This window comes from Planococcus lenghuensis (genome assembly GCF_001999905.1).
Classification (GTDB): domain Bacteria; phylum Bacillota; class Bacilli; order Bacillales_A; family Planococcaceae; genus Indiicoccus; species Indiicoccus lenghuensis.
Map to the genome: position 1 here is coordinate 483,506 of NZ_CP019640.1, position 11,735 is coordinate 495,240.

Annotated in this window: 12 protein-coding genes; 10 read left to right on the forward strand and 2 right to left on the reverse strand. The window is 48.2% G+C overall.

Features of this window, described 5'->3' with window-relative positions; translation table 11 throughout:
- Positions 1 to 99: 99 nt before the first annotated feature.
- The gene (locus tag B0X71_RS02610) at positions 100 to 1,218 is read left to right on the forward strand and encodes an NAD(P)/FAD-dependent oxidoreductase (RefSeq protein ID WP_077587996.1); all 1,119 of its coding nucleotides are present in this window, start codon (positions 100 to 102) and stop codon (positions 1,216 to 1,218) included.
- A 138-nt stretch (positions 1,219 to 1,356) separates the two neighbouring features.
- Here the strand turns inward: B0X71_RS02610 and B0X71_RS02615 are convergent, their stop codons facing one another.
- Positions 1,357 to 2,589: a helix-turn-helix domain-containing protein gene (locus tag B0X71_RS02615; RefSeq protein ID WP_077587997.1), complete on the reverse strand. Its 1,233-nt coding sequence runs from the start codon at positions 2,587 to 2,589 to the stop codon at positions 1,357 to 1,359.
- A gap of 162 nt (positions 2,590 to 2,751) precedes the next feature.
- Between B0X71_RS02615 and B0X71_RS02620 the strand changes: the two genes are divergently transcribed.
- The 5 genes from B0X71_RS02620 to B0X71_RS21200 all read left to right on the forward strand — a co-directional run bounded on the left by B0X71_RS02620 (position 2,752) and on the right by B0X71_RS21200 (position 7,761).
- A complete protein-coding gene (locus B0X71_RS02620) occupies positions 2,752 to 4,044 on the forward strand; it encodes an MFS transporter (protein ID WP_232336763.1) in 1,293 nt (430 codons plus the stop codon).
- 138 nt (positions 4,045 to 4,182) lie between these two features.
- Positions 4,183 to 5,505 carry an ABC transporter substrate-binding protein gene (locus tag B0X71_RS02625; RefSeq protein ID WP_077587999.1) on the forward strand — a complete coding sequence of 441 codons (1,323 nt, stop codon included), beginning with the start codon at positions 4,183 to 4,185 and terminating at the stop codon, positions 5,503 to 5,505.
- 66 nt (positions 5,506 to 5,571) lie between these two features.
- Positions 5,572 to 6,486: a carbohydrate ABC transporter permease gene (locus B0X71_RS02630; RefSeq protein ID WP_077588000.1), complete on the forward strand. Its 915-nt coding sequence runs from the start codon at positions 5,572 to 5,574 to the stop codon at positions 6,484 to 6,486.
- Between the two features lie 44 nt (positions 6,487 to 6,530).
- On the forward strand, positions 6,531 to 7,373 hold the full coding sequence (locus B0X71_RS02635; RefSeq protein WP_077590873.1) for a carbohydrate ABC transporter permease: 843 nt from the start codon (positions 6,531 to 6,533) through the stop codon (positions 7,371 to 7,373).
- 250 nt (positions 7,374 to 7,623) lie between these two features.
- Positions 7,624 to 7,761 carry an Lmo0850 family protein gene (locus B0X71_RS21200; protein WP_198038673.1) on the forward strand — a complete coding sequence of 46 codons (138 nt, stop codon included), beginning with the start codon at positions 7,624 to 7,626 and terminating at the stop codon, positions 7,759 to 7,761.
- Between the two features lie 53 nt (positions 7,762 to 7,814).
- Here the strand turns inward: B0X71_RS21200 and B0X71_RS02645 are convergent, their stop codons facing one another.
- Entirely contained in the window at positions 7,815 to 9,002 is a 1,188-nt protein-coding gene (locus B0X71_RS02645) for an FtsW/RodA/SpoVE family cell cycle protein (protein WP_077588002.1), read from the reverse strand.
- A gap of 151 nt (positions 9,003 to 9,153) precedes the next feature.
- Here B0X71_RS02645 and B0X71_RS02650 point away from each other — a divergent pair, with 151 nt between their 5' ends.
- From B0X71_RS02650 to B0X71_RS02665, 4 genes are all read left to right on the forward strand, one after another.
- Positions 9,154 to 9,927, forward strand: a complete 774-nt coding sequence (locus B0X71_RS02650; protein ID WP_077588003.1) for a hypothetical protein — start codon at positions 9,154 to 9,156, stop codon at positions 9,925 to 9,927.
- Positions 9,924 to 10,292 (forward strand): DMT family transporter, encoded by a 369-nt coding sequence (locus B0X71_RS02655; protein WP_077588004.1) that lies wholly within the window; start codon positions 9,924 to 9,926, stop codon positions 10,290 to 10,292. Before B0X71_RS02650 ends, B0X71_RS02655 begins: the two co-directional genes overlap by 4 nt.
- A complete protein-coding gene (locus tag B0X71_RS02660; protein ID WP_077588005.1) occupies positions 10,274 to 10,591 on the forward strand; it encodes a DMT family transporter in 318 nt (105 codons plus the stop codon). The genes B0X71_RS02655 and B0X71_RS02660 overlap by 19 nt, the downstream gene beginning before the upstream one ends.
- A gap of 68 nt (positions 10,592 to 10,659) precedes the next feature.
- Positions 10,660 to 11,730: a D-alanine--D-alanine ligase gene (locus tag B0X71_RS02665; protein WP_077588006.1), complete on the forward strand. Its 1,071-nt coding sequence runs from the start codon at positions 10,660 to 10,662 to the stop codon at positions 11,728 to 11,730.
- Positions 11,731 to 11,735 lie beyond the last annotated feature (5 nt).

The window sequence follows — 11,735 nt, forward strand, 5'->3', positions numbered from 1 at the left end:
CCGGCGCCTTTATTTTGAATCTATTTTTCATCCATATTTGAGCCGATTCCTTTTCTCTTGTACAATCAATGGGATGAATGACAGGAAAAGGTGTGACTTATGCAATCAATGATTATAATCGGCGGCGGAATCCTTGGTGCGTCCGCCGCGTATCATGCAGCCAGAACCGGTGCGGACGTGACCGTGATCGACCGGAATGAACCCGGGCAGGCGACAGGGGCAGCTGCAGGCATTGTCTGTCCATGGCTATCACAGCGCCGCAATCAGGCGTGGTATACGTTAGTGAAAAATGGGGCGGCTTATTATCCGCAATTGATCCGGATGCTGGAAGAAGACGGGGAAAAAGAGACCGGCTATAAAAAGACGGGATTGATTGTCATGAATGATGATAATAAATTGTCCCAGATCGAAGAGCGGGCGCTGAAGCGAAGGGAAGATGCTCCGCAGATCGGAGAAGTGCGAAAGCAGTCAGCGGCAGAAACGCAGGAGATGTATCCATTTGCCGGCGAAGAATTCAGCTCATTGTTTGTGGAAGGAGCTGCACGAGTGAATGGCCGGGAATTACGCGACGCGCTCATGCGTGCTGCTGCCGCGAAAGGCGTGAAATTTGTGACAGGGAATGCGCAGTTGCTTGTAGAGAACGGACGAGCGGTTGGCGTCCGGACAGAAGCGGGGGAACTGCAGGCGCAGAGCGTGATTGCAACGGCTGGCGCTTGGGCGGCGGAGCTGTTTCGGCCACTGGGGCTTGAACTCAATGTAAAAGCGCAAAAAGCCCAAATCGTCCATTTACAGACTGCGCAGCCAACAGAAGATTTCCCGGTTGTCATGGGGCTCTATGGACAATACGCAGTTCCATACGAAAACGGCCGGGTGGCAGTCGGTGCAACCCATGAAAACGAAGCCGGTTACGATTTAAGGCAGACAGCGGGCGGAATCCACAGTATCCTCGATAAAGCCTTCGCGGTATCACCAGGACTCGCGGAAGCGGAATTCGTGGAAACGCGTGTCGGTTTCCGGCCGCTCCTTCCTGACTCGGTCACTGCTGTTGGAGCGGTGCCGGGTATTCGGAACTTATATGCCGCGAACGGACTTGGCTCATCCGGACTTACCGCCGGGCCATACGTCGGTTCGCAGCTGGCAAAACTTGTGCTCGGTGAAGCGACGGATCTGGACTTTGACTCATATGTTCTCGGGCGTTTCCTGAAGGAAATAAAGTGAAGCGAAAAAGCCGGCCATCATTGGCCGGCTTTTTTCAGTGGATACAACTTAATGGCAGTCGATTCATCATAGAATCGACCAGTGAAAAGCTGACTTAAAGCGTGTAAATCAAGAATAGAACGTACAGGATCTTGATTTTTATTGGTTCATAGTCAGCCGCTTCCATATATCTTCAGCAAATCGCTTGTACGGAGAATCGGGGAGTGGCTTGAAATTCTCATGGGCAATTTCAGCGAGCTCCCGGGCCGACTCAAGCTCATCCGCCTGTTCATGAATGAGCGCCATATATACTTCCCTCTCATAATGAATCGCCAAATCAAACGGGTGATGCAAGTGCTCGTACATTTCGTAGTCTTTAAACCAGCTGAGTGCTTCTTCGGGATGACCGAGTCCATAAAGCGCTTTTCCTTTTTCAAGGAATAGAAATGAGCCGTCCAAGTCGCCGACAGAACCGAGGTGCCGGTCAAGAAGTTCGGCAGCAGCGGCGTACTGTCCGGCAAAGGTGTTCAAGTAATGCGCTTCAATGATATCTGCAAACAGGGCGGTTTCCGCATGATCGGCAAATTCCGCATACTGCCTGAGCTTCCGGATATACAAATCCTTGTCTGTAACTTCCCCCCGCAACATTGCGCTCATACTGGCGAGCCGGTACAGATCTTCAATCCGGTAGAAGATCCGCTTCTCTTTTGCGAAGGCGATCGCTTCGTTCATTTTACTGACCGCCTGTTCAAAGTCATCCACTGCAAAATAAAGAACTGCTTCACAATAAGTGAAATCCAACTGCTTTAACGGATCCAGAACCATGCCCTGTTCCGTTAAAGCCTGCCAGGCCTCCTGAATCATCGTGAGCGCTTGTGCGTATTGCCGGTTATGAAAAAAGCGCATGACGCGGAATAATTGAATATCAGCCACGTGATTAATGAGATGGAGCTCTTCGTACATGGATTCTGCTTGTGCCAGGGACTGTTCCCACGCGTCTGTCTGCAAGTAATACAGTGCCCGGCTATAGAGTTCAAGGAGGCGAGCTGATTCATAGCGGAGCGGCAGACTGCCCAGCAAGGGTTCAATCAGCCTGCGAACTTTCAAATGATTCTCCTGCCGCTGCTCCAGTTCACCAAGCGGCGTCTGATAGAGCCGTTCTGCTTGTTGCAGCAACTCACGCAGCGCGGCAGACGGAATTTCCTCAAGCAATTCATTCACTTCAATTCCTAAACTTTCTACAATATAGGTCAAACTTTCCATAGAAGGCTTGGCTTTTCCATTTTCAATCAGGCTCAGCATGCCTTTGGAAAGTCCTTCTCCTGCCAGTGCCTGCAGCGTCAGGCCTTTTGCTTTCCGGAGTTTCCGGATTCGTCCACCGAGTGTTTCCATATGATCACCTGCTCTGCCAGTCTGTAAGTTGAACAAGGAAATTCTCTCTTCTAACTGAATTTCTTCGCAGTTTAATTATATTAAACTTATTCTTGCTTTTCCAGTAATCATAATGCTATATTTTGTTTAATTAAATTAAACAAAATGAACGGAGTGAGAAATGTGGACATTGCACAGAAACGAAAGCACGCGACTTATCATTTATACACATTCACGGTCAGCAAACTCATCTCGACATTTGGCAGCAGTGTGTATGCGTTTGGCATTAGCCTGTTTGTTCTGTCTTTGACAGGTTCAGCAGCGAGTTTTGCTGTAAATCTTATCTGCAGTATTCTGCCGCGGACGCTATTGGCGCCGGTTGCCGGTTTTGCAGCTGACCGGTATTCCAAAAAGATAATTGTCATACTTGCCCAAGTGGCAAGTATGGCCTCGGTCAGCGGTTTGCTGCTGTACAGCCTGATTGCCGGATTATCCCTTCCGTCCATTTACATTACTACGGCACTGGTGGCGGCAAGCTCCCAATTTGCAAGTGTTACTTTCTCATCTTCAATTGCCAATCTTATCGACCCTGACCGCATTCAGCGGGCGATGGCGTATAACCAGTCGGCGGTTTCACTGGCTTCCATCGGTGGCCCGGTTATCGGCGGCATGTTATTCGGCTTTGTGTCCATGGAGGTGTTCCTGTTGATTCAAGTTACGGCTTATTTAACGGCTGTCCTGCTGGAATCCACGATGAATTTCCGGCTTTTCACGAACCGGGACAGTGAAGTGGCTCCTGAAGATCAGGAGCGGATGCTGAGTTCTCTGAAAAAAGGACGGGTTTATCTCCGGAACAACCGGGTGATCAGTGTTATTGTCAGCTCAGCCATCGGCATTAACTTCTTTTTTTCAGCGCTTCAGGTAGGTCTTGCTTTTATCGTAGTCGAGGAACTGGCAATCCCTTCGGAACATTACGGGTTTATCGAAGCAATGATATTTGTTGGCATGCTGGCTGCGTCGGTTTATTTCTCAATTCGGAAAGAGGTGCAATATCCGCTTTTGTTTTCCAAATGGGGAATTTTGATCCTGGCCGTGCAACTTGGCGGAATTGGGTTGCCACTGGTGTTTGATATGTCCCAATGGGCAGCGACTTCCTACTTTCTGATTCTGATGTTCTGCTTCGGCTTCACGAATGTGTGCATCAACACACCGATTGGCGTCATGCTGCAGAAAGACGTGGATGAAGCCTATCGCGGACGGATTTTTGGCTTGCTGGAATCAATGGCAATGGCGATGATGCCACTTGGCATGTTGATATTCGGCTTGCTGTTTGATGCGGTTCCGGCTCAAAGGGTGACAGGAAGCAGTGCTATCTGTCTGATAGTATTGGTTTGTTATTTAATGCGTCCTTCTGTGATACGGGAAGCTTATCCTGAGAAGAAGGTAGGTCTTAGGAAGGAAGTAGGTGTTCGGTGAAGAGAAGAAGCTAGGAAAAAGGGTATAAGTGCTCATTTTTTGGATAACGGGTTAAAAAGAAGAGGGAAATGAGTTATAAAGAAGAAGTAGCAGTATAATCAGATTACAACCATTGACAAAAAAGGGGTGTCGGTATTTATGAAAGCATGGCAAAAAACAGGCCTGACCATGACCAGTGCATTGCTCGTTCTGTCCGGATGCGGCGGATTCAGCACATCAAATGAATCAGAAGAGGAAGTTGCGCTGGAAGAAGAAGGCGTCGAAATCGTCGATTTTTGGACGTTCTGGGGTTCAGAAACGCGCCGGCCGATTATTGACAAGATCGTAGCGGATTTCAACGAATCACAGGACGAGATTGAAGTTGTTCACTCTTACTATCCTTGGGGAGACATCTGGACAAAAGAACTTGCGGCGATTGGTGCAGGGGACCCGCCGGATGTAGTTATCAATAACATCAACTCAACCCGTCTCCGGGCACAAGAGGAGCAAGCGGAAAATCTGACGGAAATCATGGGCGATAATGACATCGCTGATCGTTTCTATCCGGAACTGTGGGAATCAGTGCTTTATGAAGGCGAGGCGTATGCGTTGCCGTTCAACACAGATACACAGATTTTATTCTATAACAAAGATGCTTTTGAAGAAGCAGGCCTTGATCCTGAAGCGCCGCCTGCAACATGGGCAGAACTTGAAGAATATGCACTGACGCTGGATGAAAAATCTGGGGATGAGTATGAGCAGATCGGTTTCTACCCGCTATGGGGCATGGGATATGATGTCTGGCTGCTGAACGCAAACGGTGAAAACTACATTGACCAGGAAGGGAACGTCAGCCTGAACACAGAAACCAACGTGGACGTCCTAAACTGGCTCTCAGCATGGCGCGACCGACTCGGCGCTGATACGGTCGATTCATTCCAGGCGAAGTTTGAAAGCAACCAAGGCCATCCGTTCCTGTCTGGCGAATTGGCAATGATGGCAGCAAACATGAACTTTTATACACAGATCCGTGATTACGCACCTGACTTGAATTTCGGTGTAGCACCACTTCCGGCATATGAAGCCGGTGCTCCTAACACAAGCTGGGGCGGTGGATTCGTTGCTGAAATTCCAAAAGGCTCAGATAGCCCGGAAGCAGCACTTGAATTCATGAAGTACCTGACCGATGTGGAAGCACAGACCTACTGGGCAGTAAAGAACTTTGATATCGTGGCAAATATTGAAGCGGCAGAATTGGCTGCAGAATCAGAAGAATTGAGTGAAGACGGTCAAATGGTCTATGAAACGGGAACAGAAAATATGGAGTATACACTCCAGACGCCGGTTCCGACCATGGCACCTGATTTTTATACACTGGTGAATCCGGAAGTCGATGAGTTCTTCCTGGGTGAACAATCTGCTGAAGAAGCGCTGCAAAACGCACAGGATGCTGTGGAAAACTTGGTTGAACAAAATCAATAATGAAAGAGTGAAGAATGAGGGGCTTTCGGGCCTCTTTTCTTTCGATTGCAGGACGGAGGTGAGTCTGTGAACAAAAGATTCCTGACATATAGGCAAAAAGAGGGCTTAGCCGGTTATATCTTTGTGCTTCCATTCATTATTGGGTTTATCGTTTTGACAGGAGGACCGCTGGCATTTTCTTTCATTGCCAGTTTTACTGATTATAATGTGGCGAGTGACATGGAATTCGTCGGAATTAATAATTATAGACAGTTATTCACAGCAGATCAGCTCTTTATGACAGCACTTTGGAATACTACTTATTTTGTATTATTTTCCGTTCCGCTCACAACACTTGGTGCGCTGTTTCTGGCGGCTCTCCTGAATCAGGATGTCCCAGGAATGCGTTTTTTCCGGACAATCTATTATTTGCCGGCAGTTTTGTCGGGGGTCGGTGTTTATCTGTTGTGGATGCAGCTCCTTGACCCGACGACGGGCCTCATTAACGTAGCACTGGGCTGGATCGGTATCGACGGACCGAACTGGCTGTTTGATCCTGATTGGACAAAGCCATCACTTATTCTGATGAAAATGTGGAGTGTCGGTGGCTCCATGCTGCTTTATTTGGCCAGCATGCAGGGGATTTCAAAATCACTGTATGAAGCGGCGGAAATTGATGGGGCAAGTGGCTGGAAGAAATTCTTTTATATCACGGTGCCAATGGTAACGCCGATTATTTTCTTTGATCTTGTAACAAGTACAATCGGTGCTTTTCAAATCTTCCAGGAAGCTTATGTCATGACATCGAATGGTGAGGGCGGCGTAGCTAACTCGCTGCTGTTCTATAACCTGTATTTATGGAATAAGGCATTTGAGGCGTTTGACATGGGCTATGCAATGGCGATGTCCTGGGTGCTGTTTGTTATTGTATTCATTATCACGATTTTCAATTTAAAGCTTGCTCCCCGCTGGGTACATTATGAAGGAGGGGATGATAAGTGATCGATCAACGTGTTGCAGAAAAAGAGCGTCCTCAGGAACGCTATATGGATAATGAAAATAATCGGAAACAGCTGCTGAGGTGGTTCAATTTCATCCTCCTCACTGCAGGAAGCTTACTATTCCTGTCGCCACTCTGGTGGATGATCTCCACTTCCCTTAAATCCATGGTGGAAATCATGACGCCTCCGACATCTTTGCTGCCGCAAGACTGGCTCTGGAGCAATTATGCGCGGACATTAGAGGCGGCGCCTTTCGTGCGTTATGCATTCAATACGCTTGTCATTACACTGATTGTTGTTGCCGGCAATGTGCTGGCAAACTCGTTCATTGCCTATGGCTTTGCAAAGATCAGGTTCAAAGGTAAGAGCATTTTATTCGCTATTGTACTATCGACAATGATGATTCCGGGATTTGTTACACTCGTTCCGCAATATATCCTGTATGCGAAGCTTGGATGGCTCAATACGTACTATCCGCTGATCATACCTGCGTTCTTTGGGAGTGCATTTTTCATCTTCCTGCTGCGGCAATTTTATATGACCATTCCGAACGAATTGATCGAAGCAGCGAAGATGGAAGGGGCAAGTCATTTTTATATTTGGCGTAAAATCGGGATCCCGCTGACAAAACCTGCATTGGCGACCGTTGCAATTTTCTCATTCAACGGGGCTTGGAATGACTTCCTCGGACCACTCCTCTATTTGAATGATTCGGAACTGTATACGCTGCAGATTGGACTGCAGGTATTCAAAGGACAGGTCAGCACCCAATGGAATTACCTGATGGCAGGTTCATTGCTAGTCCTGCTGCCGGTTATTATCCTGTTCTTCATTTTCCAGAAGTACTTTATTCAGGGAATGAACATTCAATCAGGAAGCAAAGAATGAGTAAACGCAGGTCCAGGAATCTCCCCGGGCCTGCGTTCTTTATTTTTTCGTGTTCGCTCTGTTTTCTGTTGGCCTTACTCTTTTGTCAAAATCAATCCGCCGTAGGACTCAGTTTTTTGAAACTGTCACAGAAATGAAACGTTTATTTTTGAGGATTAGATGGTATTATATACTTAAGTCTTAAACTTGGAAAATGAAATTTGCGTTTATCTGCTTGCATATACATATTTCAAAAAATGAGGTGAATGATTTGGCGAAAGAGAAGGAAATCCGCAATATTGCATCCAATCTGGCGAAGTTGGGAATCCCTGTGAAACTCACAAAATCGCGTGTGGATATATTGAAAGCTCTTGTACCGCCTGCCCAAGTGCCGCCTGTACATTCCTGACAACAGTAAAGCTCCGGACCGGTTTATTCCCGGCCGGAGCTTTTTTTAGTGGATCAGCTTGAAAAGTCTGTGTCTTTAAGTCTGTTTCTCTGCTGGTGAAACCGCAGGCTGAACACGACACCGATTGCCAGCATATTCCCCATTAGTGAACTGCCGCCATAGCTGATGAATGGAAGCGGAATGCCGGTGATCGGCACGAGCTGGATCGTCATGCCGATATTCTGGAACACATGGAACGTGATCATGGAGATGATGCCGGCGCAGACATACGTGCTGAATACATCCTTCATATCAAGTGCGATCCATGCGAGCCGGTAGATCAGCATAAAAAACAGAATGATCACAGCACTTGCTCCGATGAATCCGAATTCTTCAGCAATGACCGTGAAAATGAAGTCGGTATGGTTTTCCGGCACATAAACCTCACGATCCATGAATCCTTTTCCGAATAACTCCCCAGAACCGATAGCTTTTAGCGCGTTAACCAAGTTATAGCCTTCGTTATCGGCATATGCATACGGGTCAAGCCATGTATAGACGCGTGCAAACATATAGGGCTGAAGACCAAGAAAGTCAGAAAGGAATTTTTGCATATTGACAGCCATCCACAGAAGTGCGGCACCAATTAAAGCCGTCCCGCCGAAGATCGGAACAATCAGTCGCCAAGAAACACCGGCCACGATGACAATCCCGACCGTGATGGCGATAAAGACAAGGGCTGTGCCTAAATCCGGCTGCTGCAGAATCAATGCGAGCGGCACGAGCAGCAGCAGACCAATCTTGCCAAGCAGCCGTGCATCTGTACGGATGGTCGGCAGAGGCTGGGCTGCATGATGGAGAGTGATTAGCCGGGCGAGTGCCAGAATATAGACGGTTTTCATCAATTCAGCCGGCTGCAAATTCGCAACAGGTGTCCGGAACCACGCTTGCGCTCCGTTAACCGGAGCTGCAATTTGTCCCGGGCCGTTCGGTGCAATCATTAGCAGAAACAGCAGTAAAATACCAACGCCATACAGATAATAGGCTGCTTTCTTATAGAACGCGGCACTGATCACCATCACAGTAGCAGCAATGCCAAGGCCGATGAGATACCAGGCTGCCTGATATGGAACAAAATTCCGGACATACTGCCCGGAGGTCTGCGCGGAAGCGATAGCTGTCAGGCTGACAGCCAAAAACAGGACAAGAAGGAATGCGAGCGGCCAGTCGATCCGCTCTGTAAAACTTTTATTTGATTGCATAAGGTTCCACCTGTACTTTAATCTGGATTTTTAAACCGTTCTCCATTATAACGGATATTGGAGAACATTGCTTAAGTATAAAGAAGCAGACGAAAATTAGCGGCCGTGGTTCCGGATAACCGGTCGGCAGTATGGAAATGGGGTGTCAGGAATGGTGAAAAAAACACTGAAAGCAGAAGATTATCTGCAGCATCTATACGTATATGTAAATGAAAGTGAACGGTTTGCGCTGTTCAGCGGACTGACATTTCGTCAGTTTACTTCGGCGGTCAGAATGCCGGAAAACTTGCTGTTACTTAAACATGGGTTTGAGGATGCGGCTTTCAATATGCATACCCGGCTGGAATTCGTTCCATACGAGGATTACGGCCGACTGCAGAAGTCGGTTGCTGCTGTGCAGCATGAGTTGTGCTGGATCGATTTTGTTTCGGAGAAAGGTGTGCAGCAATTATCACCGGCGGAGCAGGCGGAACTATTATATATTGGCCATAAAAAAGAAGCGATCCGACCGCCGTTTTATGCAGCGCTTCAAAACGAATTTGTTTATCTGGCGGCGGAAGATGGCCAGACAGTGAAAATCTACTTCCGGAACTTGAGCCGGATTTCCGAACTTATCGGCTCGCTGTTCATCCAGCTGATTCGTAAAGAAGAAAACGGCCAGAGCTTTTTCAGACGAAAGCCGAAAGATCTTATCCCTGATATGCCGGCGGATATCCTGGTTGCCATCAGCAATCAGCTTAAAGACGGTGTGCTGCTGTCGCTGGCAAATCCGGAAAAAACGAAAAATGTGATTGAGCTCCATGTGCGGCAAGCGGAAGAAATCTCGTTTCTGGATGAGTTCGGAGCGGAGATCAGCGAAATCGTTCAGCAGCAGCCGGACTTGAAAGCGGTGTTTGACCGTCGGCTGAAGCAGTGGAAAGAATGAACGGATTAGCTTGGATTTATCTGGTGCTTGCGGGATGTACAGAAATTGTATGGGCGCTTGGGTTGAAGTACGCTGAAGGCTTCACCAATCCCATCCCGTCTATCATTACCGTTATCTTCATCATTATCAGTTTTTTTCTGTTTGCGAAAGCGGCGATGCACGTGCCGATCGGCACAGCGTATGCCGTCTTCACCGGAATCGGAGCAGCGGGGACTGCTGTTGCAGGAATAATCCTGTTTAATGAAGAGGCGGGTGTCATTAAAATCGGTTTCCTGGTACTTTTGATCACAGGTCTTGTCGGATTGAAGCTGACAGACGCGGAAAAGCCGGAGGAGGGGGAAGAACCATGGCGTGGATCATCCTGATTGTGGCCGGCTTGTTTGAAGTGGCGTTTGTGGTCACGATGAAGCTGTCGGACGGCTTTACTTCGCTGCGTTATTCAATTTTGACTGTGCTGACAGGGGGAGCGAGCTTCTACTTGCTTTCACTTGCCCTTATTTCGCTTCCGGTCGGCACAGGATATGCCGTCTGGACCGGGATTGGGGCGGCAGGCAGTGTCCTGGCTGGAATGCTGTGGTTTGGAGAGAGCCGAAGTGCGAAGAAGCTGTTCTTTTTAACATGTATAGTTACTGGCGTTGCAGGACTGCGGGTTTTTAGCGGCTGATGAGAAATGATTTTTCGCTGTCAGTTGTTCGTGATAAACTGAACGTACTGAACTGGAGGGTTTAATAGATGAAAAAACGAATTGGATTGCTCTATGGCGGCAAGTCTGCAGAACATGAAGTCTCGCTCGCTACGGCGCTTGCTGTTTCAAAAGCTCTTAATTATAAAGAATACGATGTATATCCTGTTTACATAACAAGTGAAGGTGAGTGGAAACGGGGCCCGCTGCTCGAAGGGCCGGCTGACAATACGGCTCAATTGCAGCTTGGCGATGGGCCGGGCCAGGCAAATGACATCTCTGAATTTCTGCCGACTGAGGCGGATGGGCAGCTTGATGTGATTGTTCCGCTGCTTCACGGGCCAAATGGAGAAGACGGGACGGTCCAGGGCCTGCTCGAAGTGCTGAACCTGCCGTATGTTGGCAATGGCGTGCTGGCATCCGCTGCCGGTATGGATAAAGTGATCATGAAGCAGCTGTTTTCTGTGGCAGGCCTGAAGCAGACCCCTTATGTATACTTTCTTCGCAGCGATTGGCAGAAAAACCGGGAGCAGCTGCTTGATCAGGTGGAAACCGAATTGACGTGGCCGGTATTTGTTAAACCGGCGAATCTCGGATCGAGCGTCGGCATCAGCAAAGCGCAGAATCGGGATGAGCTGAATGCCGCTGTCCTGGAGGCACTGAAGTTTGACAGGAAAGTAATTGTGGAACAGGGAGTTAATGGGCGTGAAATTGAGATCGCTGTATTGGGCAACGATGAGCCGGAATGCTCGGTGGCCGGAGAGATAAAGCCGCTGAAGGGGTTCTATGATTATGAAGCCAAGTACAAAGATGGCGACACAGCCCTGGTCGTGCCTGCAGAGCTGGACAATGCAGTCTATGAGCAGCTGGCAGATCAGGCAAAACGGGCATTTAAGATTCTGGATTGCTCCGGACTTGTGCGTGCCGATTTCTTTGTCACTGAAGAAAATGATGTGCTTATCAATGAAGTGAACACAATGCCGGGCTTTACACCATATAGCATGTTCCCGCTCATGTGGCAGCAGTCCGGCCTGTCATATCCGGATCTTATCGAACAGCTGATCAACCTGGCGATCGAGAGGCACCGGGAAAAACAGCAGCTGCAATCCAAAAGGGATTAAATTAG